We start from the raw sequence: 22,962 nt of genomic DNA on the forward strand, positions 1-22,962 counted from the left end.
TTAACTGAGTTTCTAGTACAAATACGCACAAAAAAACTCCAGATTGTATTCTGGAGTTTTATTTTTATTTTAAACCGGTTTAATAGCGATTTGAAGGTGCTTTTACATTTCCTAAAATATCCGGGAAATAATAATCAGCCAAATGTTCAAACTCGTCGCCGCGCATAAACATACTTGCATCTACTTCTTCGTAGGAAGTTCTGCCAGCTGCTGCAATCAATTCATTACAGGTACGCAACGTATTCTTATGGAAGTGATAAACCCTTTCACTTTTATCGGTCACATCAAGACCTTTAATGAGCATTTTATCTTGTGTGGCAACTCCAGTCGGACACGTGTTGGTATTACATCTTAAAGCTTGAATACAACCCAACGCGAACATAAATCCTCGAGCGTTATTACACATATCAGCGCCCATTGCCACGGCTCTTAAAATATCGAGTGAAGTTAATACCTTACCACTTGCAATTATTTTCAGTTTATCCCGTAAGTTGAAATTGGTAAGTGTTCTATTAACGAAAATCAAAGCAGGTTCCAAAGGCATACCTACTCCATCAGAAAATTCAGGTGGCGCCGCACCAGTTCCTCCTTCTGCCCCATCAACTGTAATAAAATCCGGATAGATCTTGAGAACGTTCATCTGAACACAGATATCTTCAAATTCTTTTGTATCACCAATACACAATTTAAATCCTACAGGTTTACCGTCCGACAAGTCACGCAATTGTTTCACAAAATGTAACAATCCTGTCGCGTCAGAAAATGAAGAGTGCGAGGGTGGCGAAATAATAGTCATTCCTGGTTGTACGTGTCTGATGGCTGCAATTTCTGGCGTATTTTTGGATCCTGGTAAAACTCCACCATGACCTGGTTTTGCACCTTGTGAAATTTTAATCTCGATTAATTTTACACTGGGTAAGGAAACATTTTTCTTGAAAATTTCAGGTGAAAAGTTTCCATGATCATCTCTACATCCAAAATATCCAGTTCCAATCTGCCAGCACAAATCACCACCTTCCAAGTGGTAGGGTGAAATTCCACCTTCTCCAGTATTGTGAAAAAATCCACCTTTTTTGGCACCGCGGTTTAATGATATTTGAGCACGGTCACTTAGTGAACCGAAACTCATTGCGGAAATATTAAAAAGTGAAGCTTTATATTTTTGTTTACAATCAACACCACCCAACAAAACGGTAGGCAACTCCTCCGCCGGTGATTTTGCGTAAATGGAATGCTTTATTCCTTCATACTTTCTATTGTTAATTTCCAGCTGAGTTCCAAATGGTACAGTATCGCTTAAATTTTTAGCTCGGCGATATGCAGAAGAACGCTCATTACGAGGGAATGGTTTCCCATCGGTTTCTCTTTCAATAAAATATTGCTGCATTTCCGGAGAAATTCCTTCAAAAATATATCGAAAATATCCCACCACCGGGAAGTTTCTTAGAATGGCATGTTTCGTTTGGAAAGCATTGTACAATCCTAAAATGTATATGAAGGTAAGCAAAATAGGAATCCAGTAATGGGATTTGATTAAAAGGGAAATTGCCCAAATGATCACCAGAATTATAATTCCCCATTTAATGAATTTGTCTCTCATTATAAATTATTTTTTATTTACGCGCAAAATTACCAATAATAAACCGACTAAAAAAACCACTTTGGTGGGAAAGCGGTTTTTAAGTCAAATATTGTAATTATTTAATCCAATTGATTTTAGCACGCTGAACTTGTTCAGAATCTGTTCCAATCATAACTTGAAATTCACCGGCTTCCCAATCAAATTTCAGAGAATTATCATAAAATTTTAAATCTTCTGGTGAAATGGAAAAGGTCACTTTTTTATGCTCTCCTTTCTTCAGAAAAACCTTTTGAAACCCTTTTAGTTCCTTCACTGGTCTTGTGATACTGCCAACCAAATCCCGAATGTATAACTGAACAACCTCAGCGCCATCATAATCTCCAGTATTCGTTAGGGTAACTGAGGCCTGAATGGTTGAATTTCCTTTCGGATTTAAATTAGAAATTGAAATATCTGAATATTTGAAATTGGTATAACTTAATCCAAAACCAAAGGGATAAAGCGGTGTGTTACACTCATCCATAAAATTAGAGCGGAACCTTTCGTACTCGCACTTTTCAGTTTTTTCGGCACTTAAAGGACGACCTGTATTTTTGTGATTGTAATATAAAGGAACCTGACCTAAACTGCGAGGAAACGTCATCGGCAATTTTCCGGAAGGATTAACTTTCCCAAATAAGACATCGGAAATTGCATTTCCTGCTTCTGTTCCCGAAAACCAAACATTTAAAATGGCATCCGGTGTGTCCTTCATATTTGACAAGGCCAGCGGTCTTCCCGTAAACAAAACAACTGCAATAGGTTTCCCGGTTTTTTTCAATTCATTGAGCAAATCAATTTGAGATGCGGGAATATCGATTTCTGTTCTGGATGATGATTCACCGCTCATTTCAGCAGATTCGCCAATGGCCAGAACAATCACATCTGCTTTGTTGGCAATCGACACTGCTTCTTTCAAAAGCTCTTCTTTGGAACGCGAATCTCTGTCTGTTAGTTTGCCGTGCGCAGCATAAATATTCTCGAGTTTTTCGCTGTAATCAATGTTTGAACCTTTAGCTGAAAGAAATTTAACCTCTTTACCAAAATTATCCTGCAGGCCTTTTAGTAATGAAACCGAATTGGCATGTTTTGCACCAACACTCCAGGTTCCCGCCATGTTCAATGCATTATTAACCAATGGTCCAATAACAGCTACCGTTCCTGTTTTTTTCAAGGGTAAAACTTTATGATCGTTTTTCATTAAAACCATAGACTGTGCGGCGGCGTTTCTTGCAATTTTTCTATTTTCTGCACTGTACACTTCTTTTGAGGCGAGCGTAACATCCCCATACTTATATGGATTTTCAAAAAGTCCCAAATCATATTTGGCTTCCAAAATTCTTCTTGCAGCTTGATCTATTTCCCCTTGCGACACCTTACCTTCCTGCAATGACGTTTTTAAAGTTTTTAGAAAACCTTCTCCCACCATATCCATATCAACGCCCGCTTTTAAGGCGAGTGCTGAAACTTGCTGCAAATCGCCCATACCGTGATCAATCATTTCATTGATCCCAGTATAGTCGCTGACTACAAAGCCGTTAAAGCCCCACATTTTCCGTAAAACATCGGTTTGTAGCCATTTATTTCCAGTAGCGGGGATTCCGTCAACTTCATTAAAGGAAGCCATCACGGAACCAACTCCTGCATCTACAGCCGCTTTATAAGGGGGAAAATACTCATTAAACATCCTCAGTCGGCTCATATCCACGGTATTGTAATCCCGACCTGCTTCCCCAGCGCCATAGAGTGCAAAATGTTTTACACAGGCCATCATGGTATTGGCTAAAGAAAGATCTTTTCCCTGATAGCCGTACACCATTGCTTTTGCAATTTCACTTCCCAAGTAAGGATCTTCACCAGAACCTTCGGAAACTCGACCCCATCGAGGTTCGCGAGAAATATCGGTCATTGGTGAAAATGTCCAGGAAATTCCATCGGAAGTTGCTTCTCTTGCGGCGACCCGTGCGGATTGCTGAATTAAATCCATATCCCAAGATGCCGCTAAACCCAAAGGAATTGGGAAATTGGTTTCATATCCGTGGATAACATCCATTCCGAAAATGAGTGGAATTTTTAAACGGCTTTTCTCCACCGCAACTTTTTGTACGGCTTTTATTTTTTCAGCACCTTTAATATTGAAAAGGCCACCGACCAAACCATCTTCTATCTTTTTACCGATATTGGAATTTTGTGCCTGACCTGTTGTAAAATCTCCCGCACTTGGTAAATTTAACTGGCCGATTTTTTCCTCAACCGTCATCTTTGCTAATAGATTATCGATAAATATTTTTTTATCAGCCTTATATTGTGCAGTTTGATAAGATTGTACAGGCTTCATAACCATTTCCTGCGCTAAAAACAATGGCGAAAGAGCCAGGGTTGCAATTAATATTATTTTCTTCATTATAACTACTTTTAATTCTTAACTGTATTTTTCTTTTGTGCCAGCATCCATTCATACAACTTCGGATTTGAATAGGTAGAATCCCATGAATTATGATTGTCATCTGGGAAAATCGTCAATTCAACATTTTTATTGAATTTCTTTATTTCCTGATAAATTTCAATAGAGTTTATGGGTGACACGATATCATCATTCCCACCATGGAAAATTTTCATGGGTAAATCTTTGTATTGGGAAGCCCGAACTTTCATCAATCGATCCACTGGCGCGCAAACCGCAACAACTGCCGAAAATAGTTCAGGATGTTCCATCGCTAATTTCAGTGTTCCCCACCCGCCCATTGAAAGGCCTGTTAACATAATTCTGGAATCGTCAATATTGTATTTCTGTTGGATATCTTTAATTAAATAATACACTGCTTCGGTATCCCACCATAAATCTTTCGGCGTTTGAGGAGCTAAGATCGCAACAGGTTCGGGAAATAAATTTTTATAGGTAAAAGGACTGTGCGCTTTTACCAGCTCCAAATTATCTCCGCGCTCGCCAGAACCATGGAGGAAGACCATTAAAGGAACTTTCCCTTTTACATCTTTCGGATAATCTAAAATGTAAGAAATCTGCTGCATTTTCTTTACCTCTTTTCTCATCTCATTTTTCATTTCCTGAGCAGCAACGGAGAAAGTTGTCAATAAAAACATACAAAAAAGAGTTTTATAGGTTGTAGGCATAACTTTAATCTTTAATTATACTTAAGTGAGGATTTCATTTACAACGAGTATTTAGTTGATTTAAAATCGAGTTTTTTCAAACCTGCTTTAATTTCCGGCGCCTTCATAAATAATTTCCAGATGAAGCCCGTTCTATAATTTTCTATCATAGGTGAAATGGTTCCTTGGTCAATTGCAAGATATCTCGGGGTAAACCAGTCTCCATAATTAATAGAAGTGGCATCATACGGACCTGCAGAACCTATAAATGATGGTTTCTCAGTATATATAAATCGTAAAAAATTCATCGATTCTTTCGGTGAATACGGAAAACTACTTAAGGCCGCAGTGGGATTTATTACGCCCTGGTCGTTCGTTGGAGAATGTGCTGTGTAACCAACAGAACCATCTTTATTTCTGGTGTAGCCGGCAGAAAGTCCCCAATAATTTGATCCATATCCTTTATACTTTTTCGGATTTTCAACACAATATTGGTAATCAATCATTACGTGATTTCTATTAACATCAAAATAATTATTGATATTCCGATCTGATAAACCCGTTGGATCTAGGCCGAGATAGGAATATTGAGCCCAAAAAAGCGGACCACCATATTCTTCGGAGCCGTTATGTTTTACGTAAAGTGGCAAATCGTATTTTGAATGATCTGTTTTGATGGTGCCATTTCTAGCCCAACCTTTATAATACGTTTCTGCATCAATAGGATATGAGGGTGAAGAAGCTGCTAAAATATAGGTGATCAAAGTTTCGTCATATCCTTTAAGAGGGAAATTCATATCCCAGCCGTAGGTTGGTGACCAATGCCAGTAAAGGGTTTTTTCGCCTCCTTTTGTGTACCAGTTCCACTCAACACCTTTCCAGAGATGATCCATTTTTTGCGCAAGATTCCGCTCTTCTTCGTTGCCATTCTTGAAATATTCTCGGACTGCAATCATTCCCTGAACCAAAAACGCAGTTTCTACCAAGTCTCCACCATTGTCTTTTTTACCGAAAGGAACTGTTTTTCCCGTTTCTCCATTAATCCAATGTGACCAGGCACCGTGATGTCGGTCGGCTTTTTCGAGAAAATCGGCCATTACACCTAATCTTTGTACCGCTTCCTGCCGGGGAATAAAATTACGCTCCACACCTACCAAAATTGTCATGAGTCCGAATCCGGAACCGCCGGTTGTAATAACGTGTTTGTCATGCTGCGGATAAACATTATCCTCATGATAACGCTCGCGAGCTAATAATGAATTCGGCTCGGCATACTCCCAAAAATATTTCAAAACATCTTTCTGAACTTGAGACATCAATTGTTCATCAGATAAGTGATCTGAAATTAAAGGTTTTTTACTTTCACACGAAGTTAGTAGTAAAAAGGTTGAACACGTGATCACAATTTTCCTCATAGAAGTTTATTAGTTTTAAGGATAAAAATACGATTTATATATTGACCTGAAATTCCAACTTAATGCACAAATTCATTTAAATTAAAATCCGTGCTTTGATGAATGAAAGCCCAACTTCAGTAAACCGTTTTTTACATCTGGAGCATTCATAAATAAATTCCAGAGAAATGCAGATTTATGATTTTCAATCATCGGTGACATCGTACCCTGATCAATTGCCAAATATCTCGGCGTTAACCAGTCATAATGAATCGAGTATGCATCATATGGTCCGGCAACACCAATATATTTCAGATTGGTTTCATTGTATAAAAATCGCAGGTAACTCATGCTTTCTTCTGGAGTGTAGGGAAGACTTGATATTGCTGCCGTAGGAGAGATTACTCCTAAATCATTATTAGGCTGATGAGCAGAATATCCCGTAGTGCCATCGCCATTTCTCGTGTAACTCGCCGTCAATCCCCAATTTTTAGTACTGTAGCCCTTCCAGTTTTTTGGATTTTCCACCGCATACTGATGCATGATTTTCGCATGATTGGTCGTTGCTTCTCCATAATTTACATATTCATCGGTAAGTCCGCGCGGATCTAGTCCTAAGAATGAATAATGAGAGAAGAACATGGGACCTACAGTTCCATTGGCACCATTGTGATTTACGATTAAAGGAATACCATATTTGGAAGCAGATGTTTTTATGCTCCCGTTGCGGGCCCAACCCTCCTGATATACGGATTTAGAAATTGTATAATTAGGAGAAGCGGATGCTAAAACGTATGTAAGCAACGTTTCATCATATCCTCGCACCGGTAAATTCATTTGGAAGTCATAGTTGGGAGACCAATGCCAGTACAAGACGTTTTGACCTTGTGCATACCAGTTCCATTCTACCCCTTTCCATAAATTATCAGCTTGTGTGCTTAATGCGATTTCCTGCGGATCTGTTGAATTTTTAAAATATTCCCGAACACAAATTAAACCTTGTGCCAGGAAAGCTGTTTCTACGAGATCACCACCATTATCCATGGTTCCAAAAGGAATAACTTTACCATTGGTTCCATTAATCCAATGTGGCCAGGCGCCGTGAAAACGCTCAGCATTTTGCAAAAAGGTAAGTGAAGTTTTTAATCTCGATACTGCTTCCGGACGGGAAACATATCCGTTTTTTATGGCAACCAATAAAGTCATCATACCAAATCCCGAACCGCCTGTCGTGATAACCGCAGCATCTGCACCAGGATTATCGGTGTGGTAGCGTTCCCGGGCTAATTTGGAATTTACTTCGGCAAAATCCCAAAAATATTTTGTAACGTCTTTCTGTACCATATTAAGAATCTCTGGATCGGTATAGGTAGTCACTTTAGGTGGATCGATAACCGGTGGCTTTACTGGATCGGGCACGCGTTCTCCACTAGAACAACTGCCACAGCTTAAGACTATGGCAGTTGTTATAAAGAAATTTATTTTATAAAAATTCATTTATCTTTTCTTGGTATACAAATTTTGAACTTCTGCTGCTGATAGTGGTTTTGAGTACATTCTAAACTGGTCGATTCCGCCCGTCCAAGAATTTTTCAACCAATCTGAAGCGCCATCGCTAATTTCGCCCGCAGAAAATTCCTGAGGTCCAGCGCCAATTTTCAATCCTACGATTTTACTCGGTTCAAGAACAACATTTCCGTGGTTCGTCCATTCCGGCACGAAAGCTTTCGCCTGACCATCAACATACATCGTCATTTTCGATGTTCCACCATCGTATACGAATGCCAAATGGTGCCACTTATTATCGTAAATGCCTTTCGGACTGTTATCTCCTACCCATTCAAACCATTTTTCGTCTGTTTTGTCTTTCACAAAAAACTTAACGACCGGACTTTCGGGTGAACCTTCAGTTAATAAAAACATAGATCCTCCGGACCAGTGATAGCCACTCGCGGCGGGCATACTGAAAATATGATCGGTTTCTAAGTTCCCTTTTTGAGCCCAAACAGAAACGGTAAAACTCCCGGCAGTTTGTGCAAAATCATTTGCGCTGCTGTATTTTACATATTTATATTTTTCTCCTTTAACGGCTTTTCCAGAGATTCCGTCCATGGGTTTTAATGGATTATCAGTTGGGAACTTTGCTTTAACACTGTCTACGGCATTCATCAGCTTATTATCTGTTGCACCGTCGAAAGCTACATAGAACTTCAGCGGTCCGCCCGGTTCACCTGCATCTTTTGGATACTCACCCATTTCTGGGCGGTCTAAATTTTGGCAGGAAAAGGCCAGAAATGCCAAACTGCATAAACCTAAAACTTTGATTATTTTATTTTTCATCTTGATGATCATTAATAGTTAGGATTTTGAATAAGTACACCCTGCGATTTATCAATCGCATCTTGTGGAATAGGGAAATACTTATTGCGATCGGTATATCCGAATGGTGCTAAAACTGTGGTCGCATCTCCCCAACGAACGAGGTCGTAAAAACGTTCAAACTCCATTCCGAATTCTACTCTTCTTTCTTGTTTAATTGCCTCACGCATGCTCATCATGTCTGCAGCCGTGGTGTTGGGCAAACCTGCTCTATTTCTCACTTTATTGAGATACATTGCTGCGTTTGCACTTTGTCCAAGTTCATTTGCGGCTTCGGCAGCGATCAGCAAAACGTCAGCATAGCGGATAATTTTAATATTTTCCCAGTAATTTTTACCGGTTGCATATTGTTGTCTTTCCGAAGGTCTGGTATAAGCTTTACCGTTCCAATATTTTTGAGCTAAAGGCGGCGAATCGGGCAGAATTAAACCTGGAGTATTATAAATATCTGGTCCACCAGAAGTTAAAATTGTGGTTTTTTTACGCAAATCACCCTCTTCATAAGCAGCTACTAAACCAGTTGAAGGTACATTAAATCCCCAACCTAAATCCCATTCACCAGAACCTCGCACCCCTTGCGATTCATAAAAGTTATTGGTGTATTTTGTAGGATAATCGTAGGTTTTTTGAACTTCTAAGATTGACTCTCTGGAGTTATTACCGTCTTTTGTAAATTCAGTATCGTAGGATGCATTAAGACTGTAAGCATTTGAATTGATCACAACTTCAGCAGCCTGTAAAGATTTTGACCAGTCTTTCTGATACAAATATAATTTTGCAAGAAGTGTATTTGCGAGGCCAGAAGTCGCCCGACCGAGATAAGCACTCGCCCATTGGGTTGGCAGAACATCTTTTGCTTCAGTTAAATCTTTGATAATTTGAGCATCAACCTCAGCTACTTTATTTTTAGGAGCGATCTCATCTTTAGGAACATCGATGGTTTTTAGATTGATGGGCACTTCTCCATAATCTCTTCGCAATTCGAAATAACAGAATGCTCTAATTACTTTAGCTTCTGCAACATTAATTCCTGTCCCCACAGAAGTATCGCCTGTCGCAGCTGCTGCGTTTATAAGTTCATTTGCATCATAAATGATTTTATAATGACCATTCCAGTTATTTTTGATATGACCATTAGAGGCGCTGTATGCAAAATTATTGAATACATTACCATCAGTCGCGGCATCAGAAGCTGTACTTCCTTTCTCATTGTCGTCCGCTCGAATTTGATGCGTCCAAACGTAGGTAAAGTCGCTGATTCCACTTTGATCCCGTAAACTTGCGTACAATCCAAAAGCCTGCGCTTCAAAACCACCTATGGTAACTTCATCTCCAACCGGTCTGCCTTCGGGTTTTAAATCTAACCAATCGTCTCCACAACTTTGGAAAGAAAGCGCTGCGGCAGAAAGAACTCCTGTCAGCATTATATTTTTAAATATTTTATAATTCATTTTTTTAATTTTTAAAAAGTTGCATTAATACCGAAACTGGTGATTCTTGGGTTTGGATAACCACTGTTATTATATCCAAACTGAATAGCAGATCCTCCAAATTCTGGTGTGAAACTGTTTACATGATCCCAAGTTTTTAGATTCTGAACATTAACGTAGAATCGAAGGGCCTGTAATTTAAAATTTGACAATAGATCTTTGTTAAAGTTATATCCTAACTGTACATTTCTAATTCTAAAGAAACTGCCATCTTCAATCATGTATGATGAAGGCAATTGGTTGTAACCAGAACCTGAATAACTTCTTGGTTCCCAGTTTGATGTTCCGGCGCCTGTCCATCGATCCATTCTTTCCTCGCGGTAATTAAATGGTGCGAAGGAACTTCCGTTACCCCAACTTCTATAGACTTCATTCCCATAAACACCGTAGAAATCAGCGCTTAATGAGATTCCTTTATAATCACCTCCTAAGCTAAAACCATACGTAAAATCTGGAGTTGGATCGCCCAGCATTGTTCGGTCATCTGCAGAAATTTTTCCATCTCCATTTAGATCTCTATATTTAAAATCTCCTGGCGCCACATCACCAATCGTAGAAGCTGGATGTGCTAAGATATCAGCATAAGACTGATAAATACCTTCTACTTCATAGCCATAAAACGCGCCAATTGGCAAACCTTCTTTGTAAATTGACGATCCGTAATAGCCGATATATCCTTCATTTAAAGTACTTAGAACCTGAGTTTTCGTCGTCGAAAGATTCCCATTAATATAATAAGTGAAATTGTCTTTAATACGGTCTTTCCATCCCGCGGTAAATTCAAAACCTTTTGCTTCAATAGAACCTGCATTCAAGAAATAATCAGGATTTCCATCAACAAAGTTTAACAAATCCTCCGTCTTTTTATTATAATAAGTTGCATCAAAAGAAAGTCTTCGATTCAGCATCATCGATTCAAAACCTACTTCGTAAGATTTTAAGTGTTCCCAACTTAGATCGTCAGCTTCTTCAAACTGCTTGATAAAGGCGGGGTAAAGATTTCCGTTGAAAACTCCTGTTCCACCCTCTACATAAATAGGATATCCAAAATAATTATACGGCGTATACTGATTTCCTAAATCACCATAAGAACCCTTTAATTTAAAATAATTAAGGAAAGATATGTCTTTCATAAATTCCTCTTTAGTTAATTCCCACGCTGCTCCTACAGACCAAAAAGTATCAAATCTATTTCCAGAAGCGAGTGCCGATGAACCATCATTTCTCAACGATGCATTAATCATATACTTATTCTGGAAGTTGTAGAGAATACGTCCGAAATAAGAAACGTTTCTATTTTTACTTTGTCCACTTCCGACACTCTTCGTGCTGGAATCCACAAAATCACTGTTTAAATACCAAAATCTTTTGTTATATGGAATTTGCCCTAAAGGATTAGAAAGACTTCCTCTCGCATTTGCAGAAAGCGAACTTGTTTCTCTACTTGTAGTTTCAAATCCACCCATCACCGTTAAATCATGATCACCAAATTTATTTTTATAAGTTAATAACTGGTTTTGCTGGAAACTTAAATCTCGATTTTCAAACTGATTGACCGATGTTAATGCTCTACCTGAATACAACGATATTGAATTGGTTTCTGGTATAAAAACATTAAAAATTGGTTCGTAACCTCGACCTGTACCATTTCTGTAATTTACAAAGTAATTAGAACGGAAGGTAAAATGATCAAAAAAATCAAATTCGAAGTACGCATTTGGGTTAAACTGAAAATCTTTGTTCAACTGCGTATATTTATGACCTTCTACTAAAGCCAACGGATTTCCAATTTGTGCTGCCCCAATTTCTTGTGGCAAGGAATTAAATAATCCTTCATATTGGCCGGGAATCATATTAATCGGTGCAACAACAGGCGTTGCATTAAGGGCACCACCGAAACCTCTGAGCTGAGGTAACTTCGCGTACGATCCTGTGATGCCAAAACCAGCACGTAGATTACTCGTGATTTTCAGGTCATCATTAAATTTCATAGTCATACGATCATAGTTCTCGTATTTTATAGACCCTTCTTCCATTTGATAACCAAAAGAGAAACTCACTCTGTTCTTATCACTTCCATTGGAAATGGTCACATTATGTTGATTAATGATGGCTCCCTTTTTCCGGATCACATCAATCCAATTGGTGTCTGCATTGAAAATATTAAACTTATCATACGCTGGAAGTCCCTGCGCCATTAAATCTTCATTATATAAAGTTCTAAACTGCTCGGCATTTGTTAAATCTGGTCTGTTGTCAAATGATTTCACACCAATAGAAGAGCTTAAACTCACGGAAGTTCTTCCGGACTTGGCTCTTTTCGTCGTAACGATAATCGCACCGTTTGCTCCCCGGTTCCCGAAAATTGCCAAAGATGATGGATCTTTTAAAATTTCCATCGACTCGATATCTGAGGGATTTAGGAAATCGATATTATTGGCAAATACTCCATCAACAATATAAACAGGCTGCGTTTGGTTGATGGTTACAGTTCCTCTAATTCTAACATCGGCCTGCGAACCAGGTTGCCCAGAATTCACCACCGAAAGTCCAGCGACCTTTCCCTGTAAGGAATTTACAGGATTTGAGGCAGGTTTATCATTAACCTCTTCCCCACTCACACGAGTAATCGATCCAGTAAGATCTCTCTTCTTGGCACTACCATACCCAATCATCACCACTTCTTCAATCTTTTGCTCTTTGACTGCGGTGTCTTTTCGAGCTTCCTGTCCACTCACATTAATACCGAAGTATAAGGCGGCGATCAAACAGGGAAACTTTAAATTTCTGTTTTTCATATACGACGTTTTATCTTTTTTAATGGTTCGTATTACTCGCATAATACAGTTTACTCTTTCAAAGTTATACAAAAATTTATAATGTTAAGGATAGTATAATATTTAATAAATTATGTTAAATTAAAAATATACCGCTATTTATTTGGCGTACTATTTGACATTGCACCATAAATCAAAATAAAATCGTTATGAGAAGAAATACAATATTGGTTGCCACTATGGCGGTCGCAACTATCGGAACTACTGCACAATCCTGTGTTGCTTTAGCAACGTCTGCTGTAGGAATCGCAGTTTTAAAACAAATCTTGCTTGGTGGAATTACAAAAGGACTTGGAATCTTTAGTGATAAAAACAGCTTTTTATCTAATCAACTAATTGATGCGGCTTTGCCTTCGCAACTGCGGGATCTTAACAATACTTTACAGAAACTCGGATTAAACAGTCTTGTTCAGAAGGAAAAAGAATATATCGCACAAGCTGCGGCATTTACTGTAGAAACTTCAAGACCTATTTTGGTGAACGCCGTTAATTCATTAACTGCGGAAGATGCAACCCGAATTTTACAAGGCGGAAGCGGCGTGGCTACACAAATTTTACGTGAAAAAACGTCCGATCAACTCATGTTGGCAATTGCTCCTAAAGTAGATGCAAAACTTAATGAGTTCGGACTCGTGCAATCACTGAACTCTGCCTTAACCGGAACCAATCTTCTGGGAAGCATCTTTGGGGGACAATCATCAAATGTAGTAACCAGTGGAATCAGCAAATTTGCAGCACAACAGATGGTCAACGGACTTTTTAATATTATCGAAAATCACGAACAACAGAATTCTGCTAAAATTTTGAATTCACTCAGTGCGGTAAAATAATATAAAATTTTATACCTAAATTTGAAATCCGGTCCATGGCCGGGTTTTATCATTTTAATTCAAATCAGAACGAATGAATATTATAGAAAACGAAGGCAACAAAAATCCAGAAGAATTTTACGCCTCTCTCAAAGAAAAACTTGATCACACCCATAATTTTCCGGAAGATTATCTCTTTAAATTTATCGTAATAAGCGATGAATCGAAACATACCGAAATTTTTCGTGTTTTTGATGACGTTAAATTTACCTTGTCAACTCGAGACAGTTCAAATGGAAAGTATACGTCCATCAGTATTAATGCATTTGTAATGGATTCCGATCAAGTGATTAGCCTCTACAAAGAAGTGGGGAAAATAGAAGGCGTAATGATGCTTTAATCAAATTATGAATATATTAATTACTGGCGGAACTGGATTAGTAGGCGAAGCGCTAACCGAAAAACTTCGAAATAATGGTCACCAAGTTCGAATCCTCAGCAGAAAGCAATCAGAAAATAAAGATGAATTTTATTGGAATCTTTCAGAAGGTTTTATTGATGACGCTGCTTTTACCGATCTAGAATGCATCATTCATTTGGCAGGCGCGACCATCAGCCAAAGATGGACTCCAGCTTATAAAGAAGAAATGTTCAGCAGCCGTGTAGACACTGCAAAACTGCTCAAAAAATATTGTCTGAAGAATGAAATAAAGTTAAAATCTTTTATTTCTGCGTCTGGAATTAATTATTACGGAACGTTTATATCAAGCCAAATTCTGGAGGAAAATTCTGGAATTGTGAAAAATGATTATTTGGCCCAATTATGCAAAGATTGGGAAAATGCCGCTGAGGACTTTTCTGATATTTCTGAGAGAGTTGTTTGTCTAAGAACCGCAATGATTTTGGCTAAAACTGGCGGTGCCTTTCCCCTGTTGGCAAAAACGGTAGATTTAAATATAGGCTCTGCAGTAGGAACTGGTGAGCAATGGATGAACTGGATTCATTTGGAGGACATGGTTAATATGTACATATTTGCAGTGGAAAATAAAAATCTAAATGGAAAATACAATGCTGTCGCAGACGATATTCCGACCAATAAAAATTTCATGCAAACTTTGGCAAAAATGAAAGATAAATACTTTCTGCCGATAAATGCACCAGCTTTTGTAATGAAAGCACTTCTGGGAGAGATGAGTTCAATTATTTTAGAAGGAACGCGAGCGGATAATAAAAAAATCAAATCTGCAGGATTTGATTTTACATATTCTAATTTTAAAGAGGCTTTGAAGAATTTAACCTGATTAAGATTCTATAAAAAGTTTTGCCACTTCTACAGGTCTTCCAATCATGGCAACGGCATCTTTAATTAAAATCGGCCGTTGAATAAGTGAGGGATTTTCTACTAAAACCTGCACCCATTCATCTTCGCTGTAGTTTTTATCACTGTAATTATCGGTAAATAATTTTTCGTTTTTACGAATCAAATCTTTAGCAGCGATATGCAGTTTTTTCAATACAGTTCTTATTTCTAATTCACTTAAAGGGTGCGTAATAAAATCAATTATTTCGAATGGAACACCGTTTTCGTCTAGGTATTCTAAGATTCCCCGGCTTTTGGAGCAGGCGTGATTATACAATATTTTAACCATGGTAAATAGTTTTTAAAAATTACAGTTTTAAGTCGTGGCAAAATTGAATTTAAAAATTAAATTCACTTAGAATAAACCGTGTAATTCTGTTTCTATTCTTTCTAGGATATAACCAAAATCTTCAGGTCTTTCTACAAAATCAAGATCATCAACTTCGATGATCAGGAGTTTCCCTTCATTATATTCAGAAATCCACCGTTCGTATTTTTGGTTAAGTTTAGACAGGTATTCAATAGAAATTGAAGCTTCGTATTCCCGCCCTCTTTTATAAATTTTCTTCACCAAATTCGGTACGTCAGACTTCAAATAGATGAGCAAATCTGGTGCCGAAACAAAGCTCTTCATCAGGTTAAAAACGGAGGAGTAATTTTGAAAATCCCGATCCGTCAGAAGCTTCATATCATTTAGGTTTTCCGCAAAAATATGCGCATCTTCATAAATTGTACGATCCTGAATTATGTTTTTCCCACTGTCACGAATTTCTTTCACCTGACGAAACCTGCTGCCTAAAAAATAAATTTGAAGCGCAAAACTCCACTGACTCATATCAGCATAAAAATCTTCGAGATAGGGATTTTGATCTACATCTTCAAATTGAGCTTGCCAACCATAATGTTTAGCTAACATAGTGGTTAATGTAGTTTTACCCGCGCCAATGTTTCCTGTGACAGCAATATGCATTCTTAAATTTTATAGTTTTTTTAATTAAAGCTGAACAAAGTTTTAGAAAATTATTTTTTTTCCTGCGCTTTACTCCATCTTTTTTCGAGTGGGTAAAGATAAAGTTTGTTGTCTCTCATTTCAAAATAAGACGAACTGTTTTTATCCACAATTTGGCAATCTGTACAGCGGAATAAAGGTCTCAATTGGTTTCCTTCCAGTTGTGAAATTACGTTTTTACTAATAATCAAAATGTTATCATTTTCCCGCCGGAGTTTTCGTGCATTTTCTACAGGAATCTCAACTACTTTTTCTGAACGGAAATTATATACAGCCAATTTATCTTTGTATAGAAGGTAGATCTGCTTTTCATGCACTATCAAATCCAGAACATCTTCGACATCCATATATAATGGAAATTTATTTAAAATTTTGTCTTCTCTAAAATGATATTGAATTAAATTCTTAGAACTTCCGTCCAATAACCACAATTGCTGCAAATCTTCAGCATATGCTGCTTTTATATATCCAAATTTCTGCTGAAGTCTAATCGTCTGGATTTCTGCGAGGTTTTTATCGAAAAACTTTACTTCTTGTGCATTTTCCGAAAAAGAGGGAATATTTAGAGGATTTTGGACCGATTGAATTTTAAAAGGCAAGGTCAGCATGAATTCGGCTTTCAAAATTCCCAAAGAATCATATTTGGCTAAAGAGAAATTTGAACTTTTATAAAGATAAATATTGCCATAATCATCAGCAAAAAGATCTTTAGTTCCTGCTAAATTTTCAAAAATTCCCACATTTGTTTTCGCTTGACTAAAAGTCAAAATAAATAGAAAGAAAAGGGCAAAATTTAATACTTTCATTTCTTAATGATTTATAAAACTGCCCGCTTTTATTTATTTAATTTTTACTTCATAAATCGTAGGCCAGTTCTTGCCTGTAACCAACATATTTTCTCCTTTAAAAGCAATTCCATTCAGCACGGAGTCGTTATCATTTTCATGAAGTTTTGCAATTTCTGAAAAATCGAACTTACCCACAACTTCGCCGTTTGCAGGATTTATTTTAAGAATAATGGGTTTCTGCCAAACATTTGCATAGATAAATCCGTTGTGATATTCCAACTCATTTAACTGATCATATGCTTCCGTATTTCCGGCGACAGAAATGTAACGCAACATTTTTGAAGGATCAGCAACATCAAGAAAATAAATATTTTTCGTACCGTCGGAAGCTATTAAATTCTTTCCGTCGTAGGTTAATCCCCAACCTTCACCCATCACATTTGGATAAGGAAATTCACTCAACAATTTGAATGTGTTTTTGTCATAAACAAAACCTTTTTTATTGCGCCACGTCAACTGAAAAATCTTGTCGCCCACAATGGTACAACCTTCGGAAAAGACATCTGAAGCTTGTGGTGCTTCTTTCAAAGGCGTCGTAGTTCCAAGTGTATATTTTAATATTCTTGATTCTCCCAGCTGGCCTTCGGATTCGTAAATTGTATTGCCTTCCAACTCAAAACCCTGTACAAAATTTTTCGTATCGTGCGGATATTCTTTTATAATTTCATAAGTTAAAGTCGCTTCCGGATTTTTTGCAAAAACATTAATTGTTGCGTCCTGCGTTAATATTTCGCCACCTTTCTTTTTTATATTAAAGGTCACTGCATTATCGCCAAGGGTGAAAAATTCTGGGTCTACAACCAACTTTGACGTTTCTTTGTCGCCAAAACTTATGGTAATACTTTCCGCATTCTCAGTAACCGTTTTCGGAAGTTCCAAAGCATCACCAAAGTGATAACCTTTGCTTTCCATCGACATGTTATAATCGTTTAAAGTATTGAGAACTTCTTTATCATTGTTACAGGAAAAAAGAAAAACCAAAGCAAAAAGTGCTGAAAATATTTTAAGTTTCATTAATAAATTTTTTCAAAAATACTGAAATTTATCAAGAATACCTTTCCTCTAAAATTTTGAAAAATGACGGCAATTTAAATTATAATTATATTTGCTCCTCTTATACAAGATCTCATGAAAAAAACCATCTTTTTACTGCTCATATCAACAGGATTTATTGCGGCCCAAACATCTACAAAACAAGACACGCTGAAAGGTTCTAACACAGAATTTCGCAATTTTTGGGATGTGAAAAAATATGAAATTGCGGTGGAACCAAAATTTGAGGATCAATCCGTATCGGGTACCAACAAAATTACTTTTGAAATTATAAAAGAAGTCACCAATCCTGTATTTCAGGTTGATTTACAACAGCCGATGGATTATAAAATCATTGATTCTGACGAAAAATTATGTTCTTCTAAAAGAGACGGTGATTTTATTTTTATTCAAACCAATCGGTCGTATAAAAGAGGAGAAATGCATTCATTTACGATTCAGTTTTTCGGAAATCCAACGGTGGCTAAAAATGCACCTTGGGACGGTGGCTGGGTTTTCAAAAAAGATGATCAGGGAAATCCGTGGATGTCGGTTGCGCAGGAAGGAATTGGAGCCTCGGTTTGGCTGCCGTCGAAAGATGTGTGGAGTGACGAACCAGATAACGGCATCATCATGAAAATTACGACCCCTAAAGATTTGGTCGGTGTTGGAAATGGCAGATTACTTTCTCAAAAACAACAAAAGGATAAAATCGTTTATACATGGGAAGTGAAAAATCCAATCAACCTCTACTCTATTGTTCCCAATGTTGGAAAATATGTAAATTTTAAAGAGACTTACGCAGGTGAAAAAGGACCACTTGATCTGGATTATTGGGTTTTAGATTATAATGTAGAGAAAGCGCAAAAGCAATTTCAACAGGTTAAACCAATGATGAAAGCGTTTGAATATTGGTTCGGTCCTTACCCGTTCTACGAAGATTCATACAAATTAATCGAAACACCCTATCTCGGAATGGAACATCAAAGTGGCGTCGGTTACGGAAATAAGTACGAAAATGGGTATTTAGGTCGAGATTTATCTGGAACAGGCGTTGGTTTGAACTGGGATTTTATTATTGTCCATGAAAGCGGACACGAATGGTTTGCCAATAATATTACTGCTGAGGAAAAAGCAGATATGTGGATTCACGAAGGTTTCACCAATTATTCGGAAACTTTATTTGTGGAAAATTATATGGATAAAGCCTCCGCTGAAAAATATATTGTGGGAATTCGAAAAAACATTAGAAATGATGAGCCGATTATTGGCCAGTACGGAATCGCAAAATCAGGAAGTGGCGACATGTATTATAAAGGTTCAAATATGATTCACACCATTCGCCAAATCATTAACAACGATGACAAATTCAGACAAATACTGCGTGGTTTAAATAAAGATTTTTATCATCAAATGGTGACCACAAAACAGGTCGAAAATTATATTTCTCAAAAATCTGGAATCGATTTTTCTACCGTTTTTGAGCAATATTTAAGAACGACTCAAATTCCAACTTTGCAATATTCACAAACTGGAAACACCTTTAAATACAGATATGATGGTGGTGTCAAAAATTTAAAACTACCAATCAGGATTAATGGTAACCAAGAAATCAATCCAACCGAAAAATGGCAAACCGTGAAATTATCTTCTGCCGCGCCGGTAAAATTTGATGAGAATTATTACATCTATTATTCAGAGCAAAAGTAAAGTTTGACATCATTTATTCATTAAAATTGCCGTTCCTGAAAAAAAACGGCAATAATTTTTTTATTTAATTAAATGTTCGACGAGAGAACTAAAATCAATGTAAATATTGAAAGCAGGAACTAGTTATTTTTCATAATGATTCTGAAAGTTGTTCCTAACCCAATTTCAGAATGGGCAACTTTTATATCACCTCGATGGTATTCTTTAATCACCCTTTTCGCCAGAGAAAGACCTAAACCCCAACCTCTTTTCTTCGTAGAATAACCCGCTTTGAAAGCGTTGCGCGATTGCAAATTGGTCATTCCAGAACCTGTATCTTTAACATCAATAATCGTTGAATTATTTTTTTCGTAAAGTTCAATCTCCAGACGACCTTCACCTTTCATAGCATCTACCGCATTTTTGACCATATTTTCGATGACCCAACTTAAAAGAATACGGTTGTGTGGGATCAGCAATTGTTCCTTCGGCAGCACAAGCATGAAATTTACTTTTTTCGAAATTCTGGTTTTTAAATAATTAAAATTTTGCTGTACTGTTTCATTAATGTTAAGATCATTCAGTTCCGGAACTGATCCAATTTTAGAAAATCGCTCGGAAATGGTTTTCAGGCGGTTGATATCATTTTCAATTTCCTTTACACCCAAACTGTTTTCATTTTCCATGCGAAGAATTTCAATCCACCCGATCATAGAAGATAAAGGAGTTCCGATTTGATGCGCAGTTTCTTTCGCCAAGCCCGCCCAGACATAGCCTTCATCGGTTTTTTTAATGGTTCGCAAAAACCAGAAAGAGAAAAAGATATATGATAATATCAAAAGCCCCAGAATATAGGGGGTATATCTTAGATTGTTTAATAGATTTGAGTTTGTATAAAAGACATACTGGTTATTTCCGTTCGGCATTTGCAACTCTATCGGTTTGTAAGAGCTTTCCATTTTTCGCAGTAGAGCCATTATTTTTTTTGGATCATTCTTTATTTTCTCCGGAATATTAATCTGAAAACCTTCACCATCAATCGGAACTTTATTCTTATCGGTCACAATTACAGGAATGGTATTGTTGGTTTTGCTGATTTGCAATATTAAGTCCAGTGTGACGGGATCTTCAATAATCTCTTCCTGCTGATATTTGATCGCAGTCGCAAATAATTCAATGCGCTTGATTTCCTCTTTACGTAAATAATCAATTAATACCACAGAGGCCACAACTACTGCTGCAACTGCTGACGTGAGCAGAAGGTAAATAATCCAGTTATTTAGTTTTGAAAAAATGTTTCGTTGCTTCATTGATTAATTTTCAGCTACTTTAAAGAATTTAAAACCTGATACAAGGCATCACTAATATTACCACACTGATAATTATTAAGAATGATGGCAAATACATACTTTTTACCATCGCGGCCCGTATGATAACCTGCAAACGACTTGGTGTCTTTCATGGTTCCACTTTTCATTTTCATACCGTTTCCCTGGGTCGGGAAACCGTCATAAAATTCGGGAAACCACGATTGTTTTTTACTATAAATTAATGCCTGCACTTCTGCACGGGCAGAAACATAGTTTTGGGGCGATAAACCGCTCCCATCTGCAAAATTAATCATCGTAGGATGAATTCCTTTTCCTTTCCAGAAATCCTTCAGAAAAGAAATACCAGCATCAAAACTGCCTTCCCCTTTCTTTTCTTTGGCTAAAGTTTTAATTAATGTTTCACCGTATAGATTCACACTTTTGCGCATAAACCAAAATATAATTTTGTCTAATGTTGGGGAATTATACTCTACTAATACATTGTTTTTTGGAATTGTTGATGTTTTTTCGCCCGCAATTTTCTGTTCAGATACCGATGTCACTTTTCCCGCCATTTGAATATCTGAAATTTTTAGCCAATCTGAAATTTCAGCTCCTAAAGTCAGCGGCGGATTAGGCGTTGCTCCTGATACTGTAATAGATTTTGCCGGAAGTTTGCCATTGATATACGCAACATCTGAATATGGAGCCGTAAAAATGAGGCTTTGGTCAGAACTTCCACCTGTTCTTACTTCATTCACCCATTTTACATTGGGCAAATCTATATTTGTTTTTTTAAGATCGCCATTTACCATCTGCATATCAAACTGATTTTCCCGCCAGTTTACACCCCAAACTCCAGCACCATAGTAATTACCGAGATCATTCCAGGGCCATCCACCTGGAACCGTCTGAAAATCAAAGTAAGAATCATCAATTATAAGATTGCCGGTAATCTTCCTAATACCTTTATCATTAAGGGACTTCAGAAGTTTTTGTTTGAAATTTTCCGGTTTGTATCCATCATATCTCCAGCTTCCCAACGTCGGATCTCCTGTGGAAGTAAGGAAAAGGTCGCCGTCTAAAATATTTCCGCTCAACGTTCCAGAATATCGCACCGTTGTTTTGTACTGAAAACCCTTTCCTAATGTTTCAAGTGCCGCTGCAGCAGTAAATATCTTCTGAGTGGAGGCAGTAGATAGACCTTGATTCCCATTATATTCATAAACAAAATTCCCTTGTTCATCGGCAACATAAAATGAAAGATTTGCAGCATAAGCAGGTGCAGAACTCAGCAGATTTCGGGTCGCGCCGTCCAGCTTTTGTGAAATGGTTTGTGAGGAATAAAATTGAGAAATTAATAAAAGAGCAAAAAACAGCTTCTTCATGAAATTTTTGTTTCAAATATAAAGAAATATTCGCGTTAGAGTAGTTAAAAAAACAGTTTAATCACGCACAAAATATTGTTAAATTCAAAATTAATTCGCCTTTCACTTGCATTAACCTCAATTAAAATGTAACCTTTGTAAATAATTTTTAATTTAAAGCACAATGACATCAATTATCACAGGCTTATTTAAAAGCCAAAGTCAGGCACCCAGAATTGCCGAAGATTTAGAAAGTGCAGGTATTAAAAAATCATCTTACATATTATACCTGCACGCCCAACCTATTAAAAAAGAAATTAAAACATCGATCTGGCGGTATTTTTTTAAAGATCACGCACTTTTAGAAGATGATAGTTTAGTGGTCAGCGTAAAAGCGAAAACACCAGAGCGGGTAGAAACGGTGAAATGTATTTTCTGTGGGCACGAGTGCATGCTTCAAAACTATTTTGAACACATAAAATTTAAGGATGCCAAGTCCCTTGAATATTTGCACCGCATCGCATCTATACGAGCGAAATCACAAATATTTAACTTGCCCGCAAGTAATCATCGTCACTGCCACGACGGAATTAACACAGAGATAAACTTTGGTAAATGTTGATATTGCTCAAGATTAGCGTCTTTTTATATTTGAAATTCGTGCGAAATACTCTGCTTTTTTTTCTTATTTTCGTAACTTAATTGC

19 protein-coding genes are annotated in these 22,962 nt (G+C 37.2%); 5 read left to right on the top strand and 14 right to left on the bottom strand.

Features of this window, described 5'->3' with window-relative positions:
* Nucleotides 1-79: 79 nt before the first annotated feature.
* From LC814_RS03495 to LC814_RS03530, 8 genes are all read right to left on the bottom strand, one after another.
* Nucleotides 80-1,600 (bottom strand): FMN-binding glutamate synthase family protein, encoded by a 1,521-nt coding sequence (locus tag LC814_RS03495; protein WP_226064972.1) that lies wholly within the window; start codon nt 1,598-1,600, stop codon nt 80-82.
* A 97-nt stretch (nt 1,601-1,697) separates the two neighbouring features.
* Nucleotides 1,698-4,025 carry a beta-glucosidase BglX gene (gene bglX / locus LC814_RS03500; protein WP_226064973.1) on the bottom strand — a complete coding sequence of 776 codons (2,328 nt, stop codon included), beginning with the start codon at nt 4,023-4,025 and terminating at the stop codon, nt 1,698-1,700.
* Between the two features lie 11 nt (nt 4,026-4,036).
* The gene (locus tag LC814_RS03505; protein ID WP_226064974.1) at nt 4,037-4,723 is read right to left on the bottom strand and encodes a carboxylesterase family protein; all 687 of its coding nucleotides are present in this window, start codon (nt 4,721-4,723) and stop codon (nt 4,037-4,039) included.
* A 68-nt stretch (nt 4,724-4,791) separates the two neighbouring features.
* Nucleotides 4,792-6,147 carry a glucoamylase family protein gene (locus LC814_RS03510; protein WP_226064975.1) on the bottom strand — a complete coding sequence of 452 codons (1,356 nt, stop codon included), beginning with the start codon at nt 6,145-6,147 and terminating at the stop codon, nt 4,792-4,794.
* Between the two features lie 81 nt (nt 6,148-6,228).
* Nucleotides 6,229-7,623 carry a glucoamylase family protein gene (locus LC814_RS03515; protein ID WP_226064976.1) on the bottom strand — a complete coding sequence of 465 codons (1,395 nt, stop codon included), beginning with the start codon at nt 7,621-7,623 and terminating at the stop codon, nt 6,229-6,231.
* The gene (locus tag LC814_RS03520; RefSeq protein ID WP_226064977.1) at nt 7,624-8,466 is read right to left on the bottom strand and encodes a LamG domain-containing protein; all 843 of its coding nucleotides are present in this window, start codon (nt 8,464-8,466) and stop codon (nt 7,624-7,626) included.
* An 11-nt stretch (nt 8,467-8,477) separates the two neighbouring features.
* Nucleotides 8,478-9,956 carry a RagB/SusD family nutrient uptake outer membrane protein gene (locus LC814_RS03525; RefSeq protein WP_226064978.1) on the bottom strand — a complete coding sequence of 493 codons (1,479 nt, stop codon included), beginning with the start codon at nt 9,954-9,956 and terminating at the stop codon, nt 8,478-8,480.
* An 11-nt stretch (nt 9,957-9,967) separates the two neighbouring features.
* Nucleotides 9,968-12,793: a SusC/RagA family TonB-linked outer membrane protein gene (locus tag LC814_RS03530; RefSeq protein ID WP_226064979.1), complete on the bottom strand. Its 2,826-nt coding sequence runs from the start codon at nt 12,791-12,793 to the stop codon at nt 9,968-9,970.
* Nucleotides 12,794-12,981: 188 nt separating this feature from the next.
* Between LC814_RS03530 and LC814_RS03535 the strand changes: the two genes are divergently transcribed.
* The 3 genes from LC814_RS03535 (at nt 12,982) to LC814_RS03545 (ending at nt 14,942) form a co-directional block, all read left to right on the top strand.
* On the top strand, nt 12,982-13,662 hold the full coding sequence (locus tag LC814_RS03535) for a DUF4197 family protein (protein ID WP_226064980.1): 681 nt from the start codon (nt 12,982-12,984) through the stop codon (nt 13,660-13,662).
* A 73-nt stretch (nt 13,663-13,735) separates the two neighbouring features.
* A complete protein-coding gene (locus LC814_RS03540) occupies nt 13,736-14,041 on the top strand; it encodes a DUF493 domain-containing protein (protein ID WP_226064981.1) in 306 nt (101 codons plus the stop codon).
* Nucleotides 14,042-14,048: 7 nt separating this feature from the next.
* A complete protein-coding gene (locus tag LC814_RS03545) occupies nt 14,049-14,942 on the top strand; it encodes a TIGR01777 family oxidoreductase (protein ID WP_226064982.1) in 894 nt (297 codons plus the stop codon).
* On the opposite strand, the gene LC814_RS03550 is transcribed toward LC814_RS03545, so the two are convergent.
* The 4 genes from LC814_RS03550 to LC814_RS03565 all read right to left on the bottom strand — a co-directional run bounded on the left by LC814_RS03550 (nt 14,943) and on the right by LC814_RS03565 (nt 17,872).
* On the bottom strand, nt 14,943-15,290 hold the full coding sequence (locus LC814_RS03550) for an ArsC/Spx/MgsR family protein (RefSeq protein WP_226064983.1): 348 nt from the start codon (nt 15,288-15,290) through the stop codon (nt 14,943-14,945).
* A 66-nt stretch (nt 15,291-15,356) separates the two neighbouring features.
* Complete coding sequence (locus LC814_RS03555; RefSeq protein ID WP_226064984.1) at nt 15,357-15,971, bottom strand: deoxynucleoside kinase; 615 nt, start codon at nt 15,969-15,971, stop codon at nt 15,357-15,359.
* A 50-nt stretch (nt 15,972-16,021) separates the two neighbouring features.
* Nucleotides 16,022-16,816 (bottom strand): hypothetical protein, encoded by a 795-nt coding sequence (locus LC814_RS03560; RefSeq protein WP_226064985.1) that lies wholly within the window; start codon nt 16,814-16,816, stop codon nt 16,022-16,024.
* Between the two features lie 33 nt (nt 16,817-16,849).
* Nucleotides 16,850-17,872: a glutaminyl-peptide cyclotransferase gene (locus tag LC814_RS03565; protein WP_226064986.1), complete on the bottom strand. Its 1,023-nt coding sequence runs from the start codon at nt 17,870-17,872 to the stop codon at nt 16,850-16,852.
* Between the two features lie 114 nt (nt 17,873-17,986).
* Between LC814_RS03565 and LC814_RS03570 the strand changes: the two genes are divergently transcribed.
* The gene (locus LC814_RS03570) at nt 17,987-19,600 is read left to right on the top strand and encodes a M1 family metallopeptidase (RefSeq protein ID WP_226064987.1); all 1,614 of its coding nucleotides are present in this window, start codon (nt 17,987-17,989) and stop codon (nt 19,598-19,600) included.
* A gap of 119 nt (nt 19,601-19,719) precedes the next feature.
* On the opposite strand, the gene LC814_RS03575 is transcribed toward LC814_RS03570, so the two are convergent.
* Both LC814_RS03575 and dacB read right to left on the bottom strand, forming a co-directional pair.
* Nucleotides 19,720-20,889 carry a sensor histidine kinase gene (locus LC814_RS03575; protein ID WP_226064988.1) on the bottom strand — a complete coding sequence of 390 codons (1,170 nt, stop codon included), beginning with the start codon at nt 20,887-20,889 and terminating at the stop codon, nt 19,720-19,722.
* A 14-nt stretch (nt 20,890-20,903) separates the two neighbouring features.
* Nucleotides 20,904-22,277 (bottom strand): D-alanyl-D-alanine carboxypeptidase/D-alanyl-D-alanine endopeptidase, encoded by a 1,374-nt coding sequence (dacB, locus tag LC814_RS03580; RefSeq protein ID WP_226064989.1) that lies wholly within the window; start codon nt 22,275-22,277, stop codon nt 20,904-20,906.
* Between the two features lie 163 nt (nt 22,278-22,440).
* Between dacB and LC814_RS03585 the strand changes: the two genes are divergently transcribed.
* Nucleotides 22,441-22,878 carry a hypothetical protein gene (locus LC814_RS03585; RefSeq protein ID WP_226064990.1) on the top strand — a complete coding sequence of 146 codons (438 nt, stop codon included), beginning with the start codon at nt 22,441-22,443 and terminating at the stop codon, nt 22,876-22,878.
* Nucleotides 22,879-22,962 lie beyond the last annotated feature (84 nt).

This window comes from Kaistella polysaccharea (assembly GCF_020410745.1).
In the GTDB taxonomy this organism is placed as follows: domain Bacteria; phylum Bacteroidota; class Bacteroidia; order Flavobacteriales; family Weeksellaceae; genus Kaistella; species Kaistella polysaccharea.

What these genes read in the sequence shown, in the direction of transcription:
- LC814_RS03570 (WP_226064987.1), top strand. Translation starts at nt 17,987, where the DNA reads ATGAAAAAAACCATCTTTTTACTGCTCATATCAACAGGATTTATTGCG.
- dacB (WP_226064989.1), bottom strand. Translation starts at nt 22,277, where the DNA reads ATGAAGAAGCTGTTTTTTGCTCTTTTATTAATTTCTCAATTTTATTCC.
- LC814_RS03510 (WP_226064975.1), bottom strand. Translation starts at nt 6,147, where the DNA reads ATGAGGAAAATTGTGATCACGTGTTCAACCTTTTTACTACTAACTTCG.
- LC814_RS03555 (WP_226064984.1), bottom strand. Translation starts at nt 15,971, where the DNA reads ATGCATATTGCTGTCACAGGAAACATTGGCGCGGGTAAAACTACATTA.
- LC814_RS03545 (WP_226064982.1), top strand. Translation starts at nt 14,049, where the DNA reads ATGAATATATTAATTACTGGCGGAACTGGATTAGTAGGCGAAGCGCTA.
- LC814_RS03505 (WP_226064974.1), bottom strand. Translation starts at nt 4,723, where the DNA reads ATGTTTTTATTGACAACTTTCTCCGTTGCTGCTCAGGAAATGAAAAAT.
- LC814_RS03535 (WP_226064980.1), top strand. Translation starts at nt 12,982, where the DNA reads ATGAGAAGAAATACAATATTGGTTGCCACTATGGCGGTCGCAACTATC.
- LC814_RS03530 (WP_226064979.1), bottom strand. Translation starts at nt 12,793, where the DNA reads ATGAAAAACAGAAATTTAAAGTTTCCCTGTTTGATCGCCGCCTTATAC.
- LC814_RS03540 (WP_226064981.1), top strand. Translation starts at nt 13,736, where the DNA reads ATGAATATTATAGAAAACGAAGGCAACAAAAATCCAGAAGAATTTTAC.
- LC814_RS03560 (WP_226064985.1), bottom strand. Translation starts at nt 16,816, where the DNA reads ATGAAAGTATTAAATTTTGCCCTTTTCTTTCTATTTATTTTGACTTTT.
- LC814_RS03550 (WP_226064983.1), bottom strand. Translation starts at nt 15,290, where the DNA reads ATGGTTAAAATATTGTATAATCACGCCTGCTCCAAAAGCCGGGGAATC.
- LC814_RS03585 (WP_226064990.1), top strand. Translation starts at nt 22,441, where the DNA reads ATGACATCAATTATCACAGGCTTATTTAAAAGCCAAAGTCAGGCACCC.
- LC814_RS03565 (WP_226064986.1), bottom strand. Translation starts at nt 17,872, where the DNA reads ATGAAACTTAAAATATTTTCAGCACTTTTTGCTTTGGTTTTTCTTTTT.
- LC814_RS03520 (WP_226064977.1), bottom strand. Translation starts at nt 8,466, where the DNA reads ATGAAAAATAAAATAATCAAAGTTTTAGGTTTATGCAGTTTGGCATTT.
- bglX (WP_226064973.1), bottom strand. Translation starts at nt 4,025, where the DNA reads ATGAAGAAAATAATATTAATTGCAACCCTGGCTCTTTCGCCATTGTTT.
- LC814_RS03575 (WP_226064988.1), bottom strand. Translation starts at nt 20,889, where the DNA reads ATGAAGCAACGAAACATTTTTTCAAAACTAAATAACTGGATTATTTAC.
- LC814_RS03495 (WP_226064972.1), bottom strand. Translation starts at nt 1,600, where the DNA reads ATGAGAGACAAATTCATTAAATGGGGAATTATAATTCTGGTGATCATT.
- LC814_RS03525 (WP_226064978.1), bottom strand. Translation starts at nt 9,956, where the DNA reads ATGAATTATAAAATATTTAAAAATATAATGCTGACAGGAGTTCTTTCT.
- LC814_RS03515 (WP_226064976.1), bottom strand. Translation starts at nt 7,623, where the DNA reads ATGAATTTTTATAAAATAAATTTCTTTATAACAACTGCCATAGTCTTA.